The sequence below is a fragment of the Acidovorax sp. FJL06 genome (genome assembly GCF_003852545.1).
In the GTDB taxonomy this organism is placed as follows: domain Bacteria; phylum Pseudomonadota; class Gammaproteobacteria; order Burkholderiales; family Burkholderiaceae_C; genus Acidovorax.
Window position 1 is genome coordinate 157,104 of record NZ_QAJR01000003.1, and the last position, 24,009, is coordinate 181,112.

Annotated in this window: 21 protein-coding genes; 5 read left to right on the plus strand and 16 right to left on the minus strand. The window is 66.4% G+C overall.

Features of this window, described 5'->3' with window-relative positions; genetic code table 11:
* Positions 1 to 9 precede the first annotated feature (9 nt).
* The gene (locus DBV10_RS02335; protein ID WP_124510235.1) at positions 10 to 1,485 is read right to left on the minus strand and encodes an aldehyde dehydrogenase family protein; all 1,476 of its coding nucleotides are present in this window, start codon (positions 1,483 to 1,485) and stop codon (positions 10 to 12) included.
* A gap of 163 nt (positions 1,486 to 1,648) precedes the next feature.
* On the opposite strand from DBV10_RS02335, the gene DBV10_RS02340 reads away from it, so the two are divergent.
* Positions 1,649 to 2,554 (plus strand): LysR family transcriptional regulator, encoded by a 906-nt coding sequence (locus tag DBV10_RS02340; protein ID WP_124510237.1) that lies wholly within the window; start codon positions 1,649 to 1,651, stop codon positions 2,552 to 2,554.
* A gap of 21 nt (positions 2,555 to 2,575) precedes the next feature.
* On the opposite strand, the gene nudB is transcribed toward DBV10_RS02340, so the two are convergent.
* From nudB to DBV10_RS02410, 14 genes are all read right to left on the minus strand, one after another.
* Positions 2,576 to 3,049 carry a dihydroneopterin triphosphate diphosphatase gene (gene nudB, locus DBV10_RS02345; protein WP_124510239.1) on the minus strand — a complete coding sequence of 158 codons (474 nt, stop codon included), beginning with the start codon at positions 3,047 to 3,049 and terminating at the stop codon, positions 2,576 to 2,578.
* Between the two features lie 18 nt (positions 3,050 to 3,067).
* Positions 3,068 to 3,877 (minus strand): CsgG/HfaB family protein, encoded by an 810-nt coding sequence (locus tag DBV10_RS02350; protein ID WP_124510242.1) that lies wholly within the window; start codon positions 3,875 to 3,877, stop codon positions 3,068 to 3,070.
* A 134-nt stretch (positions 3,878 to 4,011) separates the two neighbouring features.
* Positions 4,012 to 5,814 carry an aspartate--tRNA ligase gene (gene aspS / locus DBV10_RS02355; protein ID WP_124510244.1) on the minus strand — a complete coding sequence of 601 codons (1,803 nt, stop codon included), beginning with the start codon at positions 5,812 to 5,814 and terminating at the stop codon, positions 4,012 to 4,014.
* A gap of 45 nt (positions 5,815 to 5,859) precedes the next feature.
* The gene (locus tag DBV10_RS02360) at positions 5,860 to 6,480 is read right to left on the minus strand and encodes a DUF502 domain-containing protein (RefSeq protein ID WP_124510246.1); all 621 of its coding nucleotides are present in this window, start codon (positions 6,478 to 6,480) and stop codon (positions 5,860 to 5,862) included.
* Between the two features lie 8 nt (positions 6,481 to 6,488).
* A complete protein-coding gene (locus DBV10_RS02365; RefSeq protein ID WP_124510248.1) occupies positions 6,489 to 6,827 on the minus strand; it encodes an FmdB family zinc ribbon protein in 339 nt (112 codons plus the stop codon).
* 64 nt (positions 6,828 to 6,891) lie between these two features.
* The gene (locus tag DBV10_RS02370; protein WP_124510250.1) at positions 6,892 to 8,337 is read right to left on the minus strand and encodes a sodium:solute symporter family protein; all 1,446 of its coding nucleotides are present in this window, start codon (positions 8,335 to 8,337) and stop codon (positions 6,892 to 6,894) included.
* Positions 8,338 to 8,440: 103 nt separating this feature from the next.
* A complete protein-coding gene (ubiB, locus tag DBV10_RS02375) occupies positions 8,441 to 10,006 on the minus strand; it encodes a ubiquinone biosynthesis regulatory protein kinase UbiB (protein WP_124510252.1) in 1,566 nt (521 codons plus the stop codon).
* Complete coding sequence (locus tag DBV10_RS02380) at positions 10,003 to 10,614, minus strand: hypothetical protein (protein ID WP_124510254.1); 612 nt, start codon at positions 10,612 to 10,614, stop codon at positions 10,003 to 10,005. Before DBV10_RS02380 ends, ubiB begins: the two co-directional genes overlap by 4 nt.
* 52 nt (positions 10,615 to 10,666) lie before the next feature.
* Positions 10,667 to 11,710: a Tim44 domain-containing protein gene (locus DBV10_RS02385; protein ID WP_124510256.1), complete on the minus strand. Its 1,044-nt coding sequence runs from the start codon at positions 11,708 to 11,710 to the stop codon at positions 10,667 to 10,669.
* 36 nt (positions 11,711 to 11,746) lie between these two features.
* On the minus strand, positions 11,747 to 12,478 hold the full coding sequence (gene ubiE, locus DBV10_RS02390; RefSeq protein WP_124510258.1) for a bifunctional demethylmenaquinone methyltransferase/2-methoxy-6-polyprenyl-1,4-benzoquinol methylase UbiE: 732 nt from the start codon (positions 12,476 to 12,478) through the stop codon (positions 11,747 to 11,749).
* Between the two features lie 181 nt (positions 12,479 to 12,659).
* Positions 12,660 to 13,082, minus strand: a complete 423-nt coding sequence (locus tag DBV10_RS02395) for a gamma-butyrobetaine hydroxylase-like domain-containing protein (RefSeq protein WP_124510260.1) — start codon at positions 13,080 to 13,082, stop codon at positions 12,660 to 12,662.
* Between the two features lie 82 nt (positions 13,083 to 13,164).
* The gene (locus tag DBV10_RS02400) at positions 13,165 to 13,605 is read right to left on the minus strand and encodes an HIT family protein (protein WP_124510262.1); all 441 of its coding nucleotides are present in this window, start codon (positions 13,603 to 13,605) and stop codon (positions 13,165 to 13,167) included.
* Positions 13,605 to 17,519 (minus strand): FAD/FMN-binding oxidoreductase, encoded by a 3,915-nt coding sequence (locus DBV10_RS02405; protein WP_124510264.1) that lies wholly within the window; start codon positions 17,517 to 17,519, stop codon positions 13,605 to 13,607. Before DBV10_RS02405 ends, DBV10_RS02400 begins: the two co-directional genes overlap by 1 nt.
* A gap of 80 nt (positions 17,520 to 17,599) precedes the next feature.
* On the minus strand, positions 17,600 to 18,526 hold the full coding sequence (locus DBV10_RS02410) for an alpha/beta fold hydrolase (RefSeq protein WP_158616794.1): 927 nt from the start codon (positions 18,524 to 18,526) through the stop codon (positions 17,600 to 17,602).
* Between the two features lie 130 nt (positions 18,527 to 18,656).
* On the opposite strand from DBV10_RS02410, the gene DBV10_RS02415 reads away from it, so the two are divergent.
* The gene (locus tag DBV10_RS02415) at positions 18,657 to 19,280 is read left to right on the plus strand and encodes a Crp/Fnr family transcriptional regulator (protein ID WP_158616795.1); all 624 of its coding nucleotides are present in this window, start codon (positions 18,657 to 18,659) and stop codon (positions 19,278 to 19,280) included.
* Between the two features lie 6 nt (positions 19,281 to 19,286).
* Here the strand turns inward: DBV10_RS02415 and serA are convergent, their stop codons facing one another.
* Positions 19,287 to 20,516 (minus strand): phosphoglycerate dehydrogenase, encoded by a 1,230-nt coding sequence (serA, locus tag DBV10_RS02420; RefSeq protein WP_124510270.1) that lies wholly within the window; start codon positions 20,514 to 20,516, stop codon positions 19,287 to 19,289.
* 297 nt (positions 20,517 to 20,813) lie between these two features.
* Between serA and ugpB the strand changes: the two genes are divergently transcribed.
* The 3 genes from ugpB to ugpE all read left to right on the plus strand — a co-directional run bounded on the left by ugpB (position 20,814) and on the right by ugpE (position 23,979).
* Positions 20,814 to 22,124: a sn-glycerol-3-phosphate ABC transporter substrate-binding protein UgpB gene (gene ugpB / locus DBV10_RS02425; protein WP_124510272.1), complete on the plus strand. Its 1,311-nt coding sequence runs from the start codon at positions 20,814 to 20,816 to the stop codon at positions 22,122 to 22,124.
* 120 nt (positions 22,125 to 22,244) lie between these two features.
* Complete coding sequence (gene ugpA / locus DBV10_RS02430) at positions 22,245 to 23,126, plus strand: sn-glycerol-3-phosphate ABC transporter permease UgpA (RefSeq protein WP_124510274.1); 882 nt, start codon at positions 22,245 to 22,247, stop codon at positions 23,124 to 23,126.
* 1 nt (position 23,127) lies between these two features.
* On the plus strand, positions 23,128 to 23,979 hold the full coding sequence (gene ugpE, locus DBV10_RS02435; RefSeq protein ID WP_124510276.1) for a sn-glycerol-3-phosphate ABC transporter permease UgpE: 852 nt from the start codon (positions 23,128 to 23,130) through the stop codon (positions 23,977 to 23,979).
* Positions 23,980 to 24,009: the final 30 nt, after the last annotated feature.

Here is a 24,009-nt window from a genome sequence, read left to right on the forward strand (position 1 = left end):
GGATGTGTCTTAGCGGTGGCTGAAGCTGGCGCGGAAGGGCTTCTTGGGGACCACGACGTCCTTGACGTCGCAGAAGAACTCGAAGCTCCAGTCCCCGCCCTCGCGGCCCACGCCGCTGCGCTTGATGCCGCCAAACGGCGCGGCCAGGTCGCGGATGCCGAAGCTGTTGACCCAGATGAAGCCGGTGCGCACCCGCTGCGCCACGGCGCTGGCGTGCTCGGCTTCGCCATAGCAGACGCCGCCCAGGCCGTAGTCCGTGCCATTGGCCAGGGCGATGGCCTCCTCGTCGCTGTCGAAGGTCTGCAGCGTGAGCACGGGGCCGAAGACCTCGTTCTGCACGATCTCGCTGTCCTGGCGCAGGTGGGTGAGCAAGGTGGGCTGGTAGTACTGCGCGCCGAAGGCGTGGTGCGCCCCGCCCCAGAGCAGCATGGCGCCGTCGGCCACGGCGCGCTGCACGAAGCCGTGCACGCGCTCGACCTGGCGCGGGTGGATGATCGGGCCGACCTCGGTGGCCTCCTCGCGCGGATCGCCCACGGTGAGCTTTTCCACGTAGCCGCGCAAGGCGGCCACGAAGGCATCGTGCACCTTGCGGTGCACCAGGAAGCGCGTGCCCGCCAGGCACACCTGGCCGGCGTTGCGGTACATCAGCGCGCCGGTGGCGGCCGCGTTGTCGATGTCGGCGTCCTCCAGCACGATGAAGGCCGACTTGCCGCCGAGCTCCAGGCTGCAGGGCACGAGGTTGGCACCGGCGGACTGCGCGATCCACTTGGCCGTGGGCACCGATCCGGTGAACGAGATACGCGCCAGGCGCGGGTCGCTGACCAGGCGCGCGCCGGTGCTGGCGCCTGCGCCCTGCACGATGTTGAACACCCCGGGCGGCAGCCCAGCGGCGTGCGCGCAGTCGGCCAGCAGGCTGCTGGTGAGCGGTGCCCATTCCGGCGGCTTGACGATGACGCAGTTGCCTGCGGCCAGCGCCGGGCCCAGCTTCCAGGTGGCCAGCATCAGCGGCGCGTTCCAGGGCGTGATGATGGCCACCACGCCAGCCGGGTCGTGGCGCACGATGTGGGTCGCCTGCTCGGTCTCGATAGGGCGGTCCTGCAGCGTGAGCCCATGCTCGGCGAACCAGGTGATGTTGAGCATGGCGCGCGGCACCACGCCATGCTTCATGCGCGAGAGCAGCACGCCGGCATCGTTGGATTCGAGCGTGCAGAAGGCCTCGGCGCGGCTTCCGATCTCGGCGGCAAAGCGGTCCAGGTAAGGCTTGCGCTCGGCGGCCGTGAGCGCGCTCCAGGCCGGGAAGGCACGCGCCGCCGCAGTCACGGCCGCATCCACATGGGCGGGCGAGCCCTCGCTGATGTGGCCCAGCAGCGCCTGGTCGATCGGCGAGTGCAGGTCGAAGCGCATCTCGGACGCCACGCGCTGGCCGTCGATGTAGTGGTGGGGCGATACGGCAATGCCGGCGACGTTCAGCGTGTCGGTGCTCAAGGGGTTCTCCGGTCAGACAAGAAAGCAAAGGGGCCGGGCTGCCGGCCCCCTGTCGTCGCGGAGTATCAGCAGCCCCCTGCTTGACCACAATCAATGCTTTCTTACGGATTGTGAAGATGATCTAATGAATGGCACCCAGCTGTTTTCAGGCCTTTTTCTTTCCATGTCCCTGCCCCACTTCACGCTGCGCCAGCTCGAAGCCTTCGTCACCGTGGCCGAGATGCGCAGCTTCACCGCAGCCGCCGACCGCCTGGCGCTCACGCCGTCGGCCGTGAGCCAGCTGGTGGGTGAACTGGAGGATGTGCTGGACTTCAAGCTGTTCGAGCGCAGCACGCGCCGGGTGGGCATCACCAGCGCGGGGCGCGAGTTCCTGGCGTCGGCCGAATCGGTGCTCAAGCACCTGCGCATGGCGCAGACGGCCGCGAGCGACGTGCGCAACCGTGCGGCCGGGGTGGTGCGCATAGCGGCCCCGCTGGTGGTGGCCAGCGTGATCCTGCCCCGGGCCATCAAGGCTTACCAGCAGACGCGGCCCAAGGTGCACATCCACATCCGCGATGCACCGGTGGAAAAACTGGTCGATGCCGTGGCCAGTGGCGACGCTGACCTGGCACTCGGGCCGGACCGCGCCTGCGGAGAGGACATCGCGCGCACCCCGCTGTTTGAAAGCCCCTGGGTGCTGTGGTGTGCCCCCACCCACCCGCTGGCGCGCCAGCGCAGCGTGACCTGGGCCCAGCTGCAGGCCCACCCCCTGGTGGCCGCCGGGCGCGACCACGAGCGCAGCGTGGCCCAGATGCACACCGGCCTGCCCAGCGAGCAGCGCGTGACGCCCGTGGAGATCGTGGACAACATTTCCACCGCGCTGGGCCTGGCCGCCGCCGACGTGAGCGCCACGCTGGCCCCCGACTACGTGGGTGCGCTCGCCAAGCCGCTGGGCCTGGTGCGCCGGCGCATTCTGGCGCCCGAGGCCATGCGCTATGTGTGCCTCTACAGCCCCACGCAGCGCGCCACGTCGCCGGCCGCCGAGGGCTTTGCCGAGCACCTGGTCAAGCTGCTGGCCAGGCGGCAGTGAGCTGCGGCGCGCTCAAGCTGTTCAGGGCCTTGGGGCCGGCACACAACGCGGCAGCAAAAGGCAGGCCTCGGCATTGGACGCCGAGAAACAGCGGTCGGCCGCCTCGCGCCAGGGCAACCACTCGAAGGCCACATGTTCGCGCGGGCTCAGCACCACCGGGGTGCCCACCGGCACACACAGGCCAAACACCCGCTCGCGGTTGAACACCACGCCGGGCGCATAGCGGTGGCGCCACTGGGGCCAGATGTCGTAGATGTTCTCCAGCCACCAGTCGGACAGCGTGCAGCCGGGGGCCTGCACATCGATGCCGGTTTCCTCCCACACCTCGCGCGCAGCCGTGGCCTCCCAGGCTTCATCCCAATGGTCCTTGCTGCCGGTGACCGACTGCCAGTGCGTGCCACCGTCGGCCCGGTGCAGCAGCAGCACGTCGAGCGCCGGGGTGTGGATCACCACCAGCACGGACTCGGGGATCTTGAAGGGCCGCTGCTGTTCCATCGCCGCCGCCTGGGGGAATCAGGGCTTGGCTTTCGTTGCCACCGGGGGCGGCAGCTCCTTGGCCTGCAGCGCACGCACCTGCACCACCAGCTGGTTGTGCGCATCCAGGAAAGCCGCCGCGATCACCTTGCCTTCGTTGGTGTTGCTCCAGCCCGCGCCGGCGGCACCGCCGAGCTTGCCGAACACCAGGCCCCCAACCCCCAGGTCGGTGGTGCGTGCAGCACCGGTGGCCGCCGCCACCTGCTCGGTGGTTTCGTTGTCGGACAGCAGCAGCGCCGTCTGCGCCTCCTTGAACTTGACCTGCTCCACCAGCCCGGCCAGGCCGGCGATGTCGCGCAGCACCGGGACCATGGCGATCACGCCGGCCAGGCCCCGCCCGGCATCCTGCTCGCTGAAGGTCAGGCTGGGCGTGAGGGTGTACTGCGCCTCATAACCTTTGCCCTTGGCCACGGTGGAGTTGTTCTTGCGCAGCACGCCCGCTTCCTTGAGCTCCTGCTCCTGGATGGTGCCGCGCAGGCCGGCCGCGCGGTCCACCACCCGGAAACACCCGCTTTGCTGGGCCAGCAGCTTGACCAGGGGCACAGGCGAGGACGGCAGGCCATAGCCCGCCCCCATGGTGTAGCCGTTCGGGTTCTCGGCCAGCGCCAGCGTGGCCACCGGGGCCTCGCAGCGCACCAGCTCCTTGGCAGCGTTCTGCGCCGCCTGGGGGCCCGCCGAACCGGTGACCACCGAGCCGCCCTGTCCCAATTCGGTTTTCTTTTCGCCACAGCCCACCAGGGCCAGCAACACCAAAGCGGCGGCAGCCGCCTGCATCGTGGGGGAACGCATGGAGAACCTCCTTTGTGTACCAGCCAGGGCCGGCCAATAAAAAAGCGGCGCGGGCGTGAAGCCCGTGCCGCTTTGTGGTGCGATGCCCCGAAAGCGCATCTGCAGTGATCGAGTCCGTCGAGACGTGCCCCGGATCAGGCGGCCTTGATGGCGTCCGGGTTGCGCAGGCGGATGTGCAGCTCGCGCAGCTGTTTCTCGTCCACGGGCGAAGGCGCCTGGGTCAGCAGGTCCTGCGCACGCTGGGTCTTGGGGAAGGCGATCACGTCGCGGATGGACTCGGCGCCTGTCATCAGCGTGATCAGGCGGTCCAGGCCGAAGGCCAGGCCACCGTGTGGAGGCGCGCCGTACTGCAGGGCATCGAGCAGGTAGCCGAACTTGGCCTGGGCGTCTTCGGCCGAGATCTTGAGCGCGGTGAACACCTTGCTTTGCACATCGGCGCGGTGGATACGGACGGAGCCGCCACCCAGTTCCCAGCCGTTGAGCACCATGTCGTAGGCCTTGGCGATGCACTTGCCAGGGTCCGTGTCCATCAGGTCTTCGTGGCCATCCTTCGGCGACGTGAAGGGGTGGTGCACTGCGGCCCAGCGGTCGTTCTCTTCGTCATGCTCGAACATGGGGAAGTCCACCACCCACAGGGGCGCCCAGCGGCTCTCGAACAGGCCGCTCTTCTTGCCGAATTCGCTGTGGCCGACCTTCAGGCGCAGGGCGCCGATGGAGTCGTTGACGATCTTTTCCTTGTCGGCGCCAAAGAACAGCAGGTCGCCGTCCTGGGCGCCGGTGCGCTTGAGGATCTCGGCGATGGCCGCGTCGTGCAGGTTCTTCACGATGGGCGACTGCAGGCCGTCACGGCCCTTGGCCACTTCATTGACCTTGATCCAGGCCAGGCCCTTGGCGCCGTAGATCTTCACGAACTCGGTGTAGGCATCGATCTCGCCACGCGAGATCTGCGAGCCGCCGGGCACGCGCAGGGCCACCACACGGCCGCCCTTGGTGGTGGCGGGCGCGGAGAACACCTTGAAGTCCACGTCCTTCATCACTTCGGTCAGCTCGGTGAATTCGAGCTTCACGCGCAGATCGGGCTTGTCGGAGCCGAAGCGGAAAGCCGCCTCCTGGTACGTCATGATGGGGAATTCACCCAGGTCCACGCCCAGCTGGGTCTGGAACACCTCGGTGATCATGCGCTGGAAGATGGCGCGGATCTCTTCCTCGCCCAGGAACGAGGTTTCGCAGTCGATCTGCGTGAACTCGGGCTGGCGATCAGCGCGCAGGTCTTCGTCGCGGAAGCACTTGGTGATCTGGTAGTAGCGGTCGTAGCCGGCCACCATCAGCATTTGCTTGTACAGCTGGGGCGACTGGGGCAGCGCGAAGAACTGGCCGTCGTGCACACGGCTGGGCACGAGGTAGTCGCGCGCGCCTTCGGGCGTGCTCTTGCCCAGCATGGGGGTTTCGATGTCGATGAAGCCTTCCTTGTCCAGGAAGTTGCGCACCTGGATGGCGGTCTTGTAGCGCAGCATCATGTTGCGCTGCATGTGCGGGCGGCGCAGGTCCATCACGCGGTGCGTGAGGCGCGTGGTCTCCGACAGGTTCTCGTCGTCCATCTGGAACGGGGGCGTGACCGAGGGGTTGAGCACGGTCAGCTCATGGCACAGCACTTCGATCTGGCCGCTCTTGAGCTTGTCGTTGGTCGTGCCGTCGGGACGGGGGCGCACCAGGCCCACGACCTGCACGCAGAACTCGTTGCGCACGTCTTCGGCGGTCTTGAACATCTCGGCGCGGTCGGGGTCGCACACCACCTGCACATAGCCTTCGCGGTCGCGCAGGTCGATGAAGATCACGCCACCATGGTCGCGGCGGCGGTTCACCCAGCCCGACAGGGTGACGGTTTGGCCCATCAGGGCTTCGGTCACAAGACCGCAATAGTGGGAGCGCATGGCCATGACAAAACTTCCGGCGCCGCTGGGCGCGTTGACGTTGAAAGGGATTTACTTGGGAGGGATGGACGTGGGGTCTGTCGGAGCGACCACGCCCATCGAGACGATGTACTTGAGGGCGCTGTCCACACTCATGTCGAGCTCGACACAGTCACTTTTGCGCACCATCACAAAATACCCGCCGGTGGGGTTGGGGGTGGTGGGAACGTACACGCTCACGAATTCGTCGCGCAGGTAGGCCGCCACTTCACCGTTGGGCGCACCGGTCACGAACGCCACGGTCCAGACGCCCTCGCGGGGCCACTGCACCAGCACGGCCTTGCGAAAGGCATTGCCGCTTTCGGAGAACAGCGTGTCGGACACCTGCTTGACGCTGGAGTAGATGGAACGCACCACGGGGATGCGGTGCACCAGGGCATCGCCCCACTGCACCAGCTTGCGGCCCGCGAAGTTGCTGGCCACGGCCCCCACCACGAGCAGGATGGCCAGCGTGAGCACCACCCCGAAGCCGGGGACATGCACGCCCAGCAGTTTGTCAGGGTGCCATGCGCCGGGCAGGATCTGCAGGGTCTGGTCGAGCGTGCTCACAATCCAGTTGAGCACCCAGGCCGTGATGACACCGGGAACGATGACCAGCAGACCCGTCAACAGCCATTTGCGCAAGGCAGCCATGCCGTTCCTCAGCTCGACGACGTAGAAGCAGAACTGCCACCAGCGCTTGATGCGCCTGCGCTAGCAGCTTCTTTTTTAGGAGCATCGCCCGTGCTGGCGGGGGCTGCGGCATCGGAGGCGCCTCCTGGCTTGGCTTCGGTGGCCGGTGCAGAGTTGCCGCCGCTGCCGCCCCGGAAGTCGGTCACATACCAGCCCGAGCCCTTGAGCTGAAAGCCCGCCGCCGTGACCTGCTTGGAGAAGGCTTCGGCGCCGCAGGCGGGGCACACCGTGAGCGGTGCGTCGGAGATTTTTTGCAGCACATCCTTGGCATGGCCGCAGGAGCCGCATTTGTAGGCGTAGATAGGCATGTCAGAGTGTTGAGGGAAAGTGCAAAACCCTCAATTATAGGCGGCACGCCCATACCCCCTGGGCTTACTCCGCGCCGACCAGCTTGTGGTGGGAGGCGTGGCTGTTGCGGATGGCCTGCGGCCCCAGCGAGCCGATCAGCATGCCCGCCAGCGCCGCCAGCAACCCCGCCAGCTGCGCCGGGAACACCGTGCCCGCCGGCGTGGCCAGGAACAGCACCCAGGTCAGCAGGCCCAGCACGATGGCGAAGATCGCGCCCTGCGTGGTGGCGCGCTTCCAGTACAGGCCGAACACCAGCGGCACGAACGCACCCACCAGCGGCACTTGGTAGGCGCCCGAGACGAGTTCATAGATGGAGGTGCCCTGCATGTAGATCGCATAGGCCAGCACGCAGGCGCTGAACACCAGGGTGGTGATGCGCATGGTGCGCAAGTGCTGCTGGTCCGAGCTGTGGGGGCGGAACTGGCGCCAGATGTTTTCGGTGAAGGTGACGCTGGGCGCCAGCAGCGTGGCCGAGGCCGTGGACTTGAGCGCCGACAGCAGCGCACCAAAGAACAGCACCTGCATCACGAAGGGCATCTTCTCCAGCACCAGCGTGGGCAACACCTTCTGCGGGTCGTCCTTGAGCAGCGCGGCCGTCTCGGTGGGCATGATGATGAGCGCGCTGGCCACGAGGAACATGGGCACAAAGGCAAACAGGATGTAGCAGATGCCGCCGATCACGGGGCCGCGCGTGGCCGCCTGGATGTTGTTGGCCGACATCACGCGCTGGAACACGTCCTGCTGCGGGATGGAGCCGAACATCATGGTCATGCCCGCCGCGATGAAGAACACCACGTCATGGAACTTGGGCTCGGGCAGGAAGCGGAACAGCTCGCGGCTGGAGGCAAATTCGATCACCTTGTCCGCGCCGCCCGCCATGTTGCCGGCAAACACGGCAATGACGGCCAGGCCCACCACCAGGATGATCATCTGGATGAAGTCCGTGACCGCCACCGACCACATGCCGCCGAACAGCGTGTAGGCCAGAATGGACACCACGCCGATGGTCATGCCCACCGGAATGCTGATGGCACCGCCCGACAGCAGGTTGAACACCAGCCCCAGCGCCGTGACCTGGGCCGACACCCAGCCCAGGTAGCTCAGCATGATGATGAGCGAGCAGACGATTTCCACCGCGCGGCCATAGCGCTCGCGGTAGTAGTCGCTGATGGTGAGCAGCGTCATGCGGTAGAGCTTGCCCGCAAAAAAGAGGCCCACCAGGATCAGGCAGAAGCCCGCGCCAAACGGGTCTTCGACCACGCTGCCCAGCCCCCCTTCGATGAACTTGGCGGGAATGCCCAGCACCGTTTCCGACCCGAACCACGTAGCAAACGTGGTGGTGATGATCATGTACAGCGGCAGGTGGCGCCCGGCGATGGCGAAGTCCGCCGCGTTCTTGACGCGCCGGGCCGCCAGCAGGCCGATGCCGATGGTGATCAGCAGGTAAACGATAACCAGGGTCAGCAGCACAGCGCGCTCCTCTCTCTTTTTGTCTCAGTCTGTCGATGGTGAAGGGGTCCAGCCCGCGGCCTCGGCGCCCCTGCCCAGGGGCCCGGCGCACGCCAATCGCGGGCTAGAAAAGCCGGATTCTGATCAGCAGTTGGATGAGCAGCAAGCCCAGCACAAACCCGACCCCAGCAAAAATGATGCCTTGCAGCAGCCGGTTGGTGCGTTTCTGGGTTTCCAACAGCTCTCTGAGCAGGTGCTGCTGGTCGGCGGGCCGCTGGCGCAGCGCGTCATAGACCAGGCGCGGCAGCTCGGGGATCAGCTTGGCGTAGTGCGGCGCCTCGGCACGCAGCTCGCGCCACAGGCGCTGCGGGCCCATCTGCTCCAGCATCCATTTTTCGAGAAAGGGCTTGGCCGTGCTCCACAGGTCGAGTTCCGGGTCCAGCTGGCGGCCCAGGCCCTCGATGTTGAGCAGCGTCTTTTGCAGCAGCACCAGCTGGGGCTGGATTTCGACCTGGAAGCGGCGCGAGGTCTGGAACAGGCGCATCAGCACCATGCCCAGCGAGATCTCCTTGAGCGGGCGGTCGAAGTACGGCTCGCACACGGCGCGGATGGCCGACTCCAGGTCGTTCACGCGCGTCTCGGGCGGCACCCAGCCGCTTTCGATGTGCAGCTCGGCCACGCGCTTGTAGTCGCGGCGGAAGAAGGCCACGAAGTTCTGCGCCAGGTATTCCTTGTCCACCTCCGTGAGCGTGCCCACGATGCCGAAATCCAGCGAGATGTAGCGCCCGAACGTCGCCGCATCCAGGCTCACCTGGATGTTGCCCGGGTGCATGTCGGCATGAAAGAACCCGTCGCGGAACACCTGGGTGAAGAAGATGGTGACACCATCACGCGCCAGCTTGGGGATGTCCACCCCGGCTTCGCGCAGGCGGTCGATCTGGCTGATGGGCACACCGTTCATGCGCTGCATCACCATGACCTCGGCATGGCAGAAGTCCCAGAAGATCTCGGGGATCAGCACCAGGTCCAGGCCCTGCATGTTGCGGCGCAGCTGCGCGGCGTTGGCGGCCTCGCGCACCAGGTCCAGCTCGTCGTGCAGGTAGTTGTCGAATTCGGCCACCACCTCGCGGGGCTTGAGGCGCTTGCCGTCGGCCGAGAGGTTTTCCACCCAGCCGGCCATCATGCGCATCAGGCTCAGGTCTTTTTCGATCACGGGCAGCATGCCCGGGCGCAGCACCTTCACCGCCACCTCGCGCTCCACCCCCTCGCGGTCGCGCAGCGTGGCGAAATGGACCTGGGCGATCGAGGCACTGGCCACCGGCGTGCGGTCGAAGGACACGAAAATCTCATCCAGCGGGCGGCGGAACGCGCGCTCGATGGTGGCCACCGCAATCCCGGGGTCGAACGGCGGCACCCGGTCCTGCAGCCGGGCCAGCTCGTCCGCCATATCGGGGGGCAGCAGGTCGCGCCGGGTGGACAGCACCTGGCCGAACTTCACGAAGATGGGCCCCAGGCGCTCCAGCGCCTCGCGCAGGCGCTGGCCACGCGGGGCCTCCAGGTTGCGCCCCACGGACAGGACGCGCGACACCATCCGCAGCCAGGGCTTCTGGAAACTGTCGAGCACCAGGCCATCCAGGCCGAACCGGAACACCACCCACAGGATGGTGGCGCCCCTCAGAAATTGCTTCATGTGCCGGACCGGTCAGGGCCGTTGCCGGCAGGCGTTGCGGGTGCAGGCTGCACCACCACCGCGCCCGCTGGGGCCTGCGGCGCCATGCGCGAACCCACGAACTGACGCAGCGCCTGCGCCGCCCGGCGGGCCACCTGCGCCGCCGTGTGGGCCGGCGCGTCGCCGATCACACGGGCCAGGTCTTCCTCGACATCCCAGCGCACATGGTCCACCAGCCAGTTGATCTCGGCCGCGAGTTGCACGTCGCCGTCGATGCGGATGGTGGGCTTGTCGCCGCGCAGGGCCGTCTGGGCCAGCGTGAAGGGAGAGGTTTCGGTGACGTGCAGTTGCAGGTCGGGCACGGCGGACTCCGGGGCCAGGTTGAACAACCCGGCCGGCGTGATCACCAGGCCCATCGAGTACACGCGCCACTGCACGCGGGCGATGCGGCCTTTCTGGCGCACCAGGCGGTCCATGGCCTCCTGTTCCTGCATCAGCACGTGGTTGAGGAACAGCACCACGCGCTGCTGCACCTCATGCACCAGCCATTGCGGGGGTTGCGGGCCGGCGGCCACGCGCTCGAAAAGGCCGTCCAGGAATGAAAAAGGGGACTGTGGTGTGCTTGCCATAGTCCCCGATTATTCCCTGAACTGGAATGCCCCTGGCGCAGGGGCCCCGTCTTTACTGCAAGGCCTGCACGCCCGCCACCAGCCAGCCGCTGCCACCGGACTTGGGCTTGGTCATGTTCCACACCTCGCGGAAGGGGCTCGGGCCGGCCGAGGGCTCCTCGCGGATCATGCCGGAGAACTCCACGCTGGCCATGTAGCCGTCACCCAGGTCTTCGATGCCCAGCAGCTGGGCTTCGATCATGACCACATCCGTGTGATTGGGCTGCACGCCGCGGTGGGCTTCCCGCTCGCTGAGCTGGGTGCGGATCTCGTCCAGCATGTTGTCCGTCATCATGGAGCGCAGCGTGCCGATGTCCGAACGGTCCCAGGCGGCCTGCAGCGTCACGAAATTGCGCTTGGCGGCGGTCAGGAAACCTTCGGCGTCGAAATCGGCCGGAGCGCCCCAGTTCTGCGCGCCCGACAGGCCCGAACCGATCACCACGCCCGTGCCCGCACCGCCCTGCGCACCGCGCGAGGCATCAAACGCCATGCTGCTGCGCTCCCAGGGGCGCGCCGAGGCGTCGTTGCCCACATTGTTGGGGCTGTACTGCGGCGGCACCTGCGCTGCGGCAGGGGTGGCCGCACCGGCACCGGCGCCCGCCCCCTGGAACGCGAACGGCGCACCGCCCGCGGCCCCCCCACTGTTGCCAGCGGCGCCGCTGCGCGAACGCATCACCATCTTGAAGACGGCAAACGCGGCCAGTGCCAGCAGTGCAATCATCAGGATGTTCCCAAACCCGGCGCCCAGGCCCAGCGAATGGGCCAACCAGGCCAGGCCAAGGCCCGCAGCCAGGCCGCCAAGCATCGCGCCCCAGGGCTTCTTGGGCGCGGCGGCGGGCGCTGCCGCAGGTGCCGCGGCAGGCTTGGCCGCAGCAGCGTTGGTCGCGTTCTGGGCCGGAGCCCCCGGGGTGGCGGGCGGCGGGGTCGCCGACTCGCGCTGGGTCACGTTGCTCGACTGCTTGCCCACCGATTTGCCACCGCCCATCCGCTTGGCATCGGCGTCGGCGTGCGCCAACGCCAGCATCGCAACCAACACCACAGACCACAGTTTCATCATGACTTCTCCGTCTCCATTAATCGCTGAGCAACACGCTCAGCACTTGATTCCAACATGCAGGGCCACAATGCCCCCCGTCATGTTGTGATAGTCCACATGCCCAAAGCCATTTTTTTGCATGAGGCTTTTGAGTTCTTCCTGCCCCGGGTGCATGCGGATCGATTCGGCCAGGTAGCGGTAGCTGGAATCGTCGCCCGCCACCAGCTTGCCCAGGCGGGGCAGCACCTTGAACGAGTACCAGTCGTAGGCCTTCGAAAGCGGCTGGGCCACTTTCGAGAATTCCAGCACCAGCAGCTTGCCGCCGGGCTTGAGCACGCGGCACATCTCGGCAATCGCCTGGTCCTTGTGCGTCATGTTGCGCAGGCCAAAGGCCACGCTCACCACGTCGAAATGCGCGTCGGGGAACGGCAGCTTTTCGGCATCGCACACCAGGGTGGGCAGCACCACGCCCGCGTCGATGAGGCGGTCGCGGCCCACGCGCAGCATGGCTTCGTTGATGTCGGTGTGCACCACCCGGCCCGATGCGCCCACCTTTTTCGAGAAGGCCAGCGACAGATCGCCCGTGCCCCCGGCGATGTCCAGCACCTGGCTGCCTTCGCGCAGGTTGGCCACCATCACGGTGTAGGCCTTCCAGGCACGGTGCAGGCCCGCCGACATGAGATCGTTCATCACGTCGTATTTGGAGGCCACCGAGTCGAACACGCCGCGCACATGGCGCGCCTTGTCCTGCTCATCCACCGACTGAAAACCAAAGTGGGTCGTGCTCATAAGTTTCATGCTAGGCGCGCGAGCGCCAGAGGTACAGCGACAACCCCGCACCGAAATGGGGCTTGTGTCGCAATTAGGACAACGCCATTCAAGAGAAAACCGCCTCTAGCGCCTGACTATATTGCGCCAGCAGCTCCTCTTTCAATAGCACATCAATCAACAGGGCTTCTGCGCCCCGCCCTCAGTGGCTGCCGCAGCCATGGCCACCCGATCCCCCCTTGGGCGGCATGGGCGCGTCGCGGTCCACGCCGGCTGCGGCCAGGCGCTCGGTGTATTGGGCCCACAGGGCCTCCTGTGTCTGCCCCAGCTCGTAGAGGTAGTCCCAGGTGAAGATGCCGCTGTCGTGGCCGTCGGAAAACGTGGGCTTGACCGCGTAGTTGCCCACGGGCTCCAGGTTCACCAGCGCCACGTCGCGCTTGCCGGTCTGCAGCACTTCCTGGCCGGGGCCGTGGCCCTGCACCTCGGCCGAGGGCGAATACACGCGCATCAACTCGAAGGGGATGCGGAAGCTGGCGCCATCCGAAAACCCGACCTCCAGCACCCGCGACGCCCCGTGCACCGTGAGCGCCTGCGGCGTAGGCGCGCCCGCTTTCAAACCTGCCATGGAACTCCCCTGTGAGAAAACTGTGTTGTGGATGGTAGTGAAGGCCCGCCGCTGCGCCCGGCGCGGGCCGGGCACCGCGCGGTCAAGGCAGTGGCAGCGCCGCCAGCCGGGGCCGCAGAGCCGCTTCCAGCGCCGGCAGCAGCGCACGCACGGTGTCTTCCTGCGCTGCCGGGCTGGGCCGCTGGGCGGCCGCCCACACGGGCGCGGGGAAATGGCTGTCCCAAGCAAACCGGGCAATCACATGCCAGTGCAGGTGGGGCACCATGTTGCCCAGCGCAGCGATGTTGACCTTGGCGGGCGCCACGTGCTCACGCAGGGCTTGCTCCACCAGCGTCACGGCGTCCATGCAATGGGCGCGCTCGGCGGCCGACAGGTCGGAGAACTCGGCCACATGCGCATTCCACACCACACGGTAGAACGCCGGAAAGCCAGCCTCCTGGGCGCGGATCACGCGCAGGTGGGCGCCACGCCAGACGAGCGCACCCCCATCCCCAGCGCACAAAGGGCACGCCACGTCGGCCATCAGACGAGAACCCGCTCGATGCCGCCACCGTTGGCGCGCTCGACATAGTCCGGCATCCAGTTCTCGCCCAGGATCTCGCGCGCCATCTCGATCACGATGTAGTCGGCTTCGAGCAGGCCGTTGCTCAGGTCGTACTGGTAGCGGTTCAGGCCTTGCAGGCAGCTCGGGCAGCTGGTGAGGATCTTCACGTTGTCCTGGGCGGCCACGGCGCCGCTTTCGCGCAGCTTGGCTTCGCCCTTGCGGATTTCCTCTTCCTTGCGGAAGCGCACCTGCGTGGACACGTCCGGCCGGGTCACGCCCAGCGTGCCGGACTCGCCGCAGCAGCGGTCGCTCTTCAAGACCTGCTCGCCCACCAGCGCCTTCACGGTCTTGACCGAGTCCTGCAGCTTCATGGGGTTGTGGCAAGGCTCGTGGTACAGGTAGGCGCCCTTGCCTTGCAGGGTGATGCCCTTCTCCAGCAAATACTCGTGGATGTCGATGATGCGGCTGCCCGGGAAGATCTTGCCGAATTCGTAACCCTGCAGCTGGTCGTAGCAGGTGCCGCAGCTGACCACCACGGTCTTGATATCGAGGTAGTTGAGCGTGTTGGCCACGCGGTGGAAGAGCACACGGTTGTCCGTGATCATCTTCTCGGCCTTGTCGAACTGGCCGCTGCCGCGCTGCGGGTAGCCGCAGCACAGGTAGCCCGGCGGCAGCACCGTCTGCACACCCGCATGCCAGAGCATGGCCTGGGTCGCCAAGCCTACTTGCGAGAACAAGCGCTCCGATCCGCAGCCCGGGAAGTAGAACACCGCCTCCGTCTCGGCCGTGGTGGTGGCCGGGTCGCGGATGATGGGCACGTAGTCCTTGTTCTCGATGTCGAGCAGCGCACGCGCCGTCTTCTTGGGCAGGCCGCCGGGCAGCTTCTTGTTGATGAAGTGGATCACCTGCTCCTTGACCGGCGCCATGCCCACCGTCGCTGGCGGCTTGGCCGTCTGCTTGCGGCCCACCTTGCGCAGCAGGTCCACGGCCATGCGCTGGGCCTTGAAGCCCACGTCCACCATGGCCGAGCGCATGAACTTGATGGTATCCGGGTTGGTGGCGTTGAGCATGGTCATCGCCAGCGCATTGCCGGGGCGGAAGCTCTTCTTGCCCATCTTGCGCAGCAGGTTGCGCATGTTCATGGTGACATCGCCAAAGTCGATCTTCACCGGGCAGGGGCTCTCGCACTTGTGGCACACCGTGCAGTGGTCGGCCACGTCTTCAAACTCCTGCCAGTGCTTGATGCTCACGCCACGGCGCGTCTGCTCTTCGTACAGGAAGGCCTCGACCAGGAGCGAGGTGGCCAGGATCTTGTTGCGCGGGCTGTACAGCAGGTTGGCACGCGGCACGTGGGTGGAGCACACGGGCTTGCACTTGCCGCAGCGCAGGCAGTCCTTCACGCTGTCGGCAATCGCGCCGATGTCGCTCTGCTGCATGATGAGCGACTCGTGCCCCATGAGGCCGAAGCTCGGCGTGTAGGCGTTGGTCAGGTCGGCGTGCAGCACGGCATTGGATGCCGAATCGACCCCTTGCGCTTGTCCAGCAAGCGCTGCAAGCTCCTCTTTTCGGAGCAACTTGCCTTTGTTGAAGCGGCCTTCCGGGTCCACCTTCTGCTTGTACTGCGCAAACGGACGCAGTTCGTCATCGGTGAGGAATTCGAGCTTGGTGATGCCGATACCATGCTCGCCCGAGATCACGCCGTCCAGGCTGCGCGCCAGCACCATGATGCGCTCCACCGCTTCGTGGGCGGTCTGCAGCATCTCGTAGTCGTCGCTGTTGACGGGGATGTTGGTGTGCACATTGCCGTCGCCCGCGTGCATGTGCAGGGCCACCCACACGCGGCCCTTGAGCACGCGCTTGTGGATGGCGCTGGCCTCGTCCAGGATGGGCTGGAACGCAGCCCCCGAGAAGATGGTCTGCAAAGGCGCACGCAGCTGGGTTTTCCAGCTCGCGCGCAGGCGGTGGTCCTGCAATTGCGGGAACAATGTGGCCACGTCCTGCAGCCAGCCGGCCCACAGCGCGCGCACCTCGGCCACCAGCGCGATGGCCTGGGCCACGCGGTCTTCCAGCAGCTCGGCCGACGGGATCTCATTGGCGTCGTCGTGCTTGCCCAGCGGCAGGTTGCCATGCTCGAAGAACTCGGTGAGCGCATCGCACAGCTTGAGCTTGTTGCGCAGCGACAGCTCGATGTTGATGCGCTCGATGCCGTCGGTGTACTCGGCCATGCGCGGCAGCGGGATCACCACGTCTTCGTTGATCTTGAAGGCGTTGGTGTGGCGGCTGATGGCGGCCGTGCGCTTGCGGTCCAGCCAGAATTTCTTGCGCGCCTCGGCGCTGATGGCGATGAAGCCTTCGCCGCTGCGCGAGTTGGCGATGCGCACCACCTCGCTGGTCACGCGGGCCACTTCGTCGGCGTTGTCGCCCGCGATGTCGCCGATGAGCACCATCTTGGGCAAACCGCCGTTGCCCTTCTTGCTCTTGGTGGCGTAGCCCACGGCCTTGAGGTAGCGGTCGTCCAGATGCTCCAGGCCGGCCAGCAGCACGCCGGAGCGCTTTTGCTCGGCGAACATGTAGTCCTTGATTTCCACAATGGAAGGCACGGCGTCCTTGGCATTGCCGAAGAACTCCATGCACACGGTGCGCGTGTGCTCGGGCATGCGGTGCACCACCCAGCGCGCGCTGGTGATCAGGCCGTCGCAGCCTTCCTTCTGGATGCCGGGCAGGCCCGAGAGAAACTTGTCCGTCACGTCCTTGCCCAGGCCTTCCTTGCGGAAGGTCTTGCCCGGGATGGCCAGGCGCTCGGTGCGCACGGGCGTCTTGCCGTCGGCCTCGAAATACTGCAGCTCGAAGGTGGCGGTCTCCACATCGTGGATCTTGCCCATGTTGTGGTCCAGGCGGGTCACTTCCAGCCACTGCGCATCGGGCGTGACCATGCGCCAGCTGGCCAGGTTGTCCAGGGCCGTGCCCCACAGCACGGCCTTCTTGCCGCCGGCGTTCATGGCGATGTTGCCGCCGATACAGCTGGCTTCGGCACTGGTCGGGTCCACCGCGAACACGAAGCCCGCGCGCTCGGCCGCGTCGGCCACGCGCTGGGTGACCACGCCGGCCTCGGTCCACACCGTGCCGACCTCGCTGTCCATGCCCGGCAGGCGGCGCAGCTCCACCTCGGTCATGGCTTCGAGCTTTTCGGTGTTGATGACCACGCTCTTCCAGGTCAGCGGGATGGCGCCGCCGGTGTAGCCGGTGCCGCCCCCACGCGGGATGATGGTCAGGCCCAGCTCGATGCAACCTTTGACCAGGCCGGCCATTTCAACCTCGGTGTCCGGCGTCAGCACCACAAACGGATACTCGACGCGCCAGTCGGTCGCGTCGGTCACGTGGCTCACGCGCGAGAGGCCGTCGAACTTGATGTTGTCCTTGGCCGTGAGGCGGCCCAGCGTGCGCTGGATCTGGCGGCGCAGCTGCGTGGCCTGCTCGAACTTGGCGTTGAACTCGGTCACCGCGCGGCGCGCGGCCACGACCAGCTCGCCCACCAGGCGGTCGCGCCCGGCATCGTCGGCCGGGGTGCGGCGCTTTTCGATCTCGGCCAGGCGGTGGTGCAAGGCCTCGACCAGCAGCTTGCGGCGGGCCGGGTTGTCCAGCAGGTCGTCCTGCAGGTAGGGGTTGCGCTGCACCACCCAGATATCGCCCAGCACCTCGTACAACATGCGGGCCGAGCGGCCCGTGCGGCGCTCCTTGCGCAGTTGGTCCAGCACATCCCAGGAGGCGGAGCCCAGCAGGCGGATCACGATCTCCCGGTCGGAGAACGAGGTGTAGTTATAGGGAATCTCGCGCAGACGCACGGGCTCGGCAGCCTGCGCCTGCAAGGCAGCCAACGCAATCGGAACATTCATGGGGGATCTACCTGGGGTGGGCGCCGCGCGCCCATGAGCCTCGGGGGCGTGATTTTATGTCAGGCACCCGGAACGCGCCCTCAGGGCCCGGCCAGAAAGACCCGCACCAGCGCCACCGAGCGCTCTGGCTGGTCGTTGAACAGAAAATGCCCGGCCCCCTCCAGCACGTCCAGCCGGGCCTGGCGAAAGTGCCCCAGGTGCCGCCGCTGCTGGGCCTCGCCCATCACCGGGCTGCAGCGCCCGGCCAGGAACAGCGTGGCGCCTTCAAAACGCGCCACACCCCGGCGAAAGTCCAGGCTGGCGGCAAACGCCGGGTCCCGCCCCATGCGCCCCACGGTGGCGTCAAAGTTGGCCCAACCCGCCCGCCAGCCCTCCAGCACCGGCGGGCGGCCATCGCAGGTGGCCCGCGCCTGCACCAGCGGCAGCATGCGCCCCAGCAGGTAGTCGCGCCGCGCCTGGGGGTCGCCCCGGGTGTCCACACTCCATTGCGCCAGCCAGGCACGCGCCATGCCCCAGGCCACCGGCCAGCCGGGCCACCCCCCGGCATTCAGATAAGGCAGCGTGCTGCCATCCAGAAAACCCGGCTCGGCCAGCACCAGCCGCCCCACCTTGCCGGGGTGCGCCCCCGCGTAGGCCGAAGCCAGCATCGCGCCCCACGAATGCCCGACCAGGTGCACGGGCTGCCCAGCGCCGTAGGCATCGACGATGGCGTCGAGGTCATCCACAAACCCCTGGGGCGTGATGTCCGCCGCAGGCACGCGCGGCGACAGGCCCGTGCCACGCTGGTCGTAGAACACCACGCGGAATTGGTCGGCCAGTGCCGCCAGGCCCAGCAGGTAGCGGTGGTCCGCACCGGGGCCGCCGTGCAGCACGACCACCACGGGCCGACCCACCTCGCCAAAGGCCTGGGCATGGAAGGCGTAGCCGCGCAAGCGCACGGAGGGCAGCGCGGGGTCCAGCTCGGCCGTCACCGGCAGGGTCAGCGCCCCGGCCCAGAGCGGGAACAAGCAAGAAACCAGAAAAGCAGCCCGGCGCTGGAGTGCGCGGAGCGGGAACAACACAGCCATGCATGCCACCTGCCAGAGGGATTGGGAATGGCAGAATCCTCCCGCACACGGCCCTGCGCCGCGACAACAAATGTTATCGAACGCCACGGACCACGACCACGCCTCGGTGCTGCGCACCGCCAGCCGTTTCCGGCCGGTGGACACGGCGGACTTCGCGCCCATCCTGCAGACGCTGCAATGCCGCGACCTGGCGCCTGGCGAATCACTGCTGCATGCTGGCCAACCCGAACCGGGCGAATATTTTGTGCTCCATGGCCTGCTGCGCATCAGCGTGGCCGACGAGCACGGGCGCGAGGTGACGCTGGATTTTCCGCAAGGGCCCGGCATCCTGCCACCCGCGATGACGCGCATGGCCGGGGGCTGCTCGCGCGTGGACTGCCAGGCGCTGGAGCCCACACGGGTGGCCCGCTTCGGCCGCGAGCTGCTGGTCACGCTCATGCTGCGCTCCCCGGTGCTGCAGCAGTGGGGCGAAGCCGTGATGCACGCCGAACTGCTGCGCCGCGCCGACCGCGAGTGGCGCCTGGCCGCCCTGCCCGCGCTGGAGCGGCTGCAGCTGCTGCGCCGCGAACACCCCACGCTGGAACAGCGTGCGCCCCACCGCCTGGTGGCCAGCTACCTGGGCATCACGCCCGTGTCGCTCAGCCGGCTGCGTGCGCAGCTGCTGCGGGAGAACCGCCCGCCGCAGCCGTGCTGAAGTCGCTCAGAACAACACGCGGCTGCGCAGCGTGCCGCTGACCTGGGCCAGTTTGTCCAGCGCCAGGTCGGACGATGCGGCGTCGATGTCGATCACCACGTAGCCGATCTTCTCGTTGGTCTGCAGGTACTGGGCCGAAATGTTGATCGCGTTGTCCGAAAAGATGCGGTTGATCTCGGACAACACGCCCGGCACATTGCGGTGGATGTGCAGCAGGCGGTGCTTGCCCGGATGGGCGGGCAGCGCCACCTCGGGGAAGTTCACCGACGAGGTGCTGGTGCCGTTGTCGCTGTACTTCACCAGCTTCTCGGCCACTTCGAGGCCGATGTTGGCCTGCGCCTCCATGGTGGAGCCGCCGATGTGCGGGGTCAGGATCACGTTGTCGAGCCCGCGCAGGGGCGACACAAACTCATCCTTGTTGGTGCGCGGCTCCACGGGGAACACGTCGATGGCGGCGCCCAGCAGTTTCTTGGCCCGGAGTGCCGCTGCCAGGGCCTCGATATCCACCACCGTGCCGCGCGCGGCGTTGATGAGGATGCCGCCGGGCTTCATGGCCGCAATCTCGGCCGCGCCAATCATGCCTTCGGTGGACGGCAGCTCGGGCACATGCAGGCTCACGATGTCGCTCTGGCCCAGCAGATCGTGCAGGTGCTGTACCTGGCGCGCGTTGCCCAGCGGCAGCTTGTTGACCACGTCGAAAAACGCCACCTGCATGCCCAACGCCTCGGCCAGCACCGACAGCTGCGTGCCGATGGAGCCATAGCCCACGATGCCCAGGGTCTTGCCCCGGATCTCATAGGCATTGTCAGCCGACTTGAGCCAGCCGCCGCGGTGCGCCACCGCGTTCTTCTCGGGGATGCCGCGCAAGAGCAGGATCGCCTCGGCCAGCACCAGCTCGGCCACGGAGCGGGTGTTGGAGTACGGCGCGTTGAACACCGCGATGCCACGCTCGCGCGCCGCGTTCAAATCCACCTGGTTGGTGCCGATGCAAAAGCAGCCCACGGCCACCAGCTTGTGCGCCTGGGCAAACACCGCTTCGGTGAGCTGGGTGCGCGAACGGATGCCCACGAAGTGCACGTCCGCGATCTTGCGCTGGAGTTCGTCATCGGGCAGCGCGCCGGACACCGTCTCGATCTGGGTGTAGCCCGCCGCACGGATCACATCCACCGCAGAGGAATGGATGCCCTCCAGCAACAAAAATTTGATCTTGTTCTTGTCGAGCGAATTGAGGGCCATGGCTTTAGGGAAGTTGGTTTAAAAAAGGGGGCGCGACACCCGGGATGGGAAGAGGCGGCCCACGCAGTGGCGCACGCCACTATGCACCAAGCATGGTGCAACGCACAAAACCTTGCAGCACTCGGCAAATGGCTGCATGACTGTCACAAAAAGGTCACAATCGCTCCCCTTGCGGGTGCCCCACGGGGTTTCCCCCGTTGATACAGGCCATTGCGTCTGCGACAACGACACACTCCCGTCACATCGGCTGACTACCCTTCGGCCTTTGTGCATTCCGTCATTCTTGGAGATACATACATGCAACTCAAGCATCTGGCGCTCTCTGCGGCCATCGCGCTGTCCGTCTGCGCCCCCGCACAGGCACAGCAGGTAGAGATTCAGTGGTGGCATTCGATGAGCGCTGCGTTGGGCGACTGGGTCAACGACCTGGCCAAGCAGTACAACGCCAGCCAGACCAAGTACAAGGTCGTGCCCACCTACAAGGGCACGTATGACGAATCCATGACGGGTGCCATTGCCGCCTTCCGCGCCGGCAACGCGCCCCACATCATCCAGGTGTTCGAAGTGGGCACCGCCACCATGATGGCCAGCAAGGGCGCCATCGTGCCCGCCGCCAAGGTGCTGAACGACGGCGGCTTCAAGTTCGACCCCACGCAGTACGTGTCGGCCGTGGCCGGCTACTACACCGCGCCCAACGGCCAGATGCTGAGCTACCCGCTCAACAGCTCCACCACCATCTTCTATTACAACAAGGACGCCTTCAAGAAGGCCGGCCTGGACGCCGACAAGCCGCCCAAGACCTGGCCCGAAGTGTTCGCCGCCGCCTCCAAGCTCAAGGCCAGCGGCCACAGCTGCCCGTTCACCACCAGCTGGATCAGCTGGACGCAGCTGGAAAGCTTCTCGCTGTGGCACAACACGCTGTTCGCCTCCAAGAACAACGGCTTTGACGGCAACGATGCCCAGCTGCAGATCAACACCCCGCTGCATGTGCGTCACTTCGAGAACCTGGCCAAGGCCTCCAAGGAAGGCAGCTTCGTCTACAAGGGCCGCGGCAACGCGCCCGACGCCTCCTTCCCCTCGGGCGAGTGCGCGATGATCACTGGCTCGTCGGGCCTGTACGCCCGTGTGGCCAAGGAAGCCAAGTTCGCCTACGGCATCTCCACCCTGCCCTACTACGACGACGTGAAGGGCGCGCCCCAGAACACCGCCATCGGCGGCGCCAGCCTGTGGGTGATGTCCGGCAAGAAGGCCGAGGAATACAAGGGCGTGGCCGACTTCCTGAACTTCCTGAACGACACCAAGGTGCAGGCCGCCAGCCACCAGCGCACGGGTTACCTGCCCGTCACCATGGGCGCCTACCAACTGACCGAGGCCTCGGGCTTCTACACCAAGAACCCCGGCACCGACGTGGCCGTGACGCAGATGATCAAGAAGGCCACCGACAAGTCGCGCGGCATCCGCCTGGGCAACTTCGTGCAGGTGCGCGCCATCATCGACGAGGAAACCGAACAGATCTGGTCGGGCAAGAAGACCGCCAAGGAAGCCCTGGACACCGCCGTCACACGCGGCAATGAGCAACTGGCCCGCTTCGCACGCGCCAACAAGTAAGCACTGCCGAACGCCTGCCGATGCCGCCCTGCAGCCATGCCGGGTGGCATCGAAAGCCCGCCGCCCCGTCAACCAGCCTGGTTCACGGGGCGGCGGAGTTTTCTTTTTGAGAGTTCCGATATGGAAAAACGCGTACTTTTTCGCTCTGCCTGGCTGCCCTGGGTGCTTCTGGCACCACAGTTGGCCGTCATCAGCATCTTCTTCTTCTGGCCCGCAGGCCAGGCCCTGGTGCAATCGTTCCAGATGCAGGACACCTTCGGCTTCTCCCGGGAATGGGTGGGGCTGGACAATTTCAAAACCCTTTTTGAAGACCCCGGCTACCTGGCGTCGTTCAAGACCACGGCCTTCTTCTCCATCCTGGTGGCGGTGAGCGGCATCACCCTGTCGCTGTGCCTGGCCATCTTTGCCGACCGCATCATCAAGGGCGCCATCGTCTACAAGACGGCCCTGTTGCTGCCCTATGCGGTGGCACCGGCCGTGGCCGGTGTGCTGTGGATGTTCATGTTCTCGCCCTCACTGGGTGTGGTGGCCTACCTGCTGCGCCAGTCGGGCTTTGACTGGAACCACATGCTCAACGCCGACCATGCCATGGCGCTGATCGTGATCGCGGCGGTGTGGAAACAGATCTCCTACAACTTCCTGTTCTTCCTGGCGGGCCTGCAGTCCATCCCCAAGTCGCTGATCGAGGCGGCCTCCATCGATGGCGCCAGCCCCTGGCGCCGGTTCTGGAGCATCCAGTTCCCGCTGCTCTCGCCCACCACGTTCTTCCTCTTGGTGATCAACGTGGTGTATGCCTTCTTCGATACCTTCGCCATCGTGGATTCGACCACGCAGGGCGGCCCGGGGCGCGACACCGCCATCCTGGTCTACAAGGTGTACCACGATGGCTTCAAGGCCATGGACATGGGCGGCTCGGCCGCACAGTCGGTGGTGCTGATGGCCATCGTCGTCGTGCTGACCGTCATCCAATTCCGCTACGTCGAGAAGAAAGTCCAATACTGATATGGTTGAACGCAGCCCTTACCTCACCGCGTTCTCGCACCTCATCATGGTGCTGGGCGTGATCATCGTCGGCTTCCCGCTGTACCTGGCCTTCGTGGCCTCCACCCACACGGCCCAGGAGATCGTGCAGGTGCCCATGCCCATGGTGCCCGGCGGCAACTTCTGGCAGACCTACCACGACGCGCTGTTCGGTGGCGGCTCGGGCGCAGGCTCCACCGCCCCCGTGGCCCGCATGATGTGGGTGAGCTTTGTCACCGCCATCGTCATCACCGTGGGCAAGATCGCGATCTCGCTGCTGTCGGCGTTTGCCATCGTGTACTTCCGCTTCCCGTTCAAGGGCATCTGCTTTTGGCTGATCTTCATCACGCTGATGCTGCCCGTGGAAGTGCGCATCGGCCCCACCTACCAGGTGGTGTCGGACCTGGGCATGCTCAACAGCTATGCGGGCCTCACAATCCCGCTGATCGCCTCGGCCACCGCCACCTTCTTGTTCCGCCAGTTCTTCCTCACGGTGCCGGACGAGCTGGTGGAAGCCGCGCGCGTGGACGGCGCCGGCCCCATGCGCTTCTTCAAGGACATCCTGGTGCCACTGTCGCGCACGTCCATCGCAGCGCTGTTCGTGATCCAGTTCATCTACGGCTGGAACCAGTACCTGTGGCCGCTGCTCGTGACCACCTCGGAGGACATGTACCCCGTGGTCATCGGCATCAAGCGCATGCTGGCCGGCGGCGACGCGGGCAACGAGTGGAACATCGTGATGGCCACGGCCCTGCTGGCCATGCTGCCACCCGCCTTCGTGGTGGTGGTGATGCAGCGCTGGTTCGTCAAGGGCCTGGTGGACACCGAAAAGTAAAGATTAAACCTGGCCCTACCGCTTCATACA

Bases quoted from the DNA above. Each gene is read 5' to 3' on its own strand.
- DBV10_RS02340 (WP_124510237.1), top strand. From the start codon at position 1,649: ATGTCCCTGCCCCACTTCACGCTGCGCCAGCTCGAAGCCTTCGTCACC.
- nudB (WP_124510239.1), bottom strand. From the start codon at position 3,049: ATGGAACAGCAGCGGCCCTTCAAGATCCCCGAGTCCGTGCTGGTGGTG.
- DBV10_RS02350 (WP_124510242.1), bottom strand. From the start codon at position 3,877: ATGCGTTCCCCCACGATGCAGGCGGCTGCCGCCGCTTTGGTGTTGCTG.
- aspS (WP_124510244.1), bottom strand. From the start codon at position 5,814: ATGGCCATGCGCTCCCACTATTGCGGTCTTGTGACCGAAGCCCTGATG.
- DBV10_RS02360 (WP_124510246.1), bottom strand. From the start codon at position 6,480: ATGGCTGCCTTGCGCAAATGGCTGTTGACGGGTCTGCTGGTCATCGTT.
- DBV10_RS02365 (WP_124510248.1), bottom strand. From the start codon at position 6,827: ATGCCTATCTACGCCTACAAATGCGGCTCCTGCGGCCATGCCAAGGAT.
- ubiB (WP_124510252.1), bottom strand. From the start codon at position 10,006: ATGAAGCAATTTCTGAGGGGCGCCACCATCCTGTGGGTGGTGTTCCGG.
- DBV10_RS02380 (WP_124510254.1), bottom strand. From the start codon at position 10,614: ATGGCAAGCACACCACAGTCCCCTTTTTCATTCCTGGACGGCCTTTTC.
- DBV10_RS02385 (WP_124510256.1), bottom strand. From the start codon at position 11,710: ATGATGAAACTGTGGTCTGTGGTGTTGGTTGCGATGCTGGCGTTGGCG.
- ubiE (WP_124510258.1), bottom strand. From the start codon at position 12,478: ATGAGCACGACCCACTTTGGTTTTCAGTCGGTGGATGAGCAGGACAAG.
- DBV10_RS02395 (WP_124510260.1), bottom strand. From the start codon at position 13,082: ATGGCAGGTTTGAAAGCGGGCGCGCCTACGCCGCAGGCGCTCACGGTG.
- DBV10_RS02400 (WP_124510262.1), bottom strand. From the start codon at position 13,605: ATGGCCGACGTGGCGTGCCCTTTGTGCGCTGGGGATGGGGGTGCGCTC.
- DBV10_RS02405 (WP_124510264.1), bottom strand. From the start codon at position 17,519: ATGAATGTTCCGATTGCGTTGGCTGCCTTGCAGGCGCAGGCTGCCGAG.
- DBV10_RS02415 (WP_158616795.1), top strand. From the start codon at position 18,657: ATGTTATCGAACGCCACGGACCACGACCACGCCTCGGTGCTGCGCACC.
- serA (WP_124510270.1), bottom strand. From the start codon at position 20,516: ATGGCCCTCAATTCGCTCGACAAGAACAAGATCAAATTTTTGTTGCTG.
- ugpB (WP_124510272.1), top strand. From the start codon at position 20,814: ATGCAACTCAAGCATCTGGCGCTCTCTGCGGCCATCGCGCTGTCCGTC.
- ugpA (WP_124510274.1), top strand. From the start codon at position 22,245: ATGGAAAAACGCGTACTTTTTCGCTCTGCCTGGCTGCCCTGGGTGCTT.
- ugpE (WP_124510276.1), top strand. From the start codon at position 23,128: ATGGTTGAACGCAGCCCTTACCTCACCGCGTTCTCGCACCTCATCATG.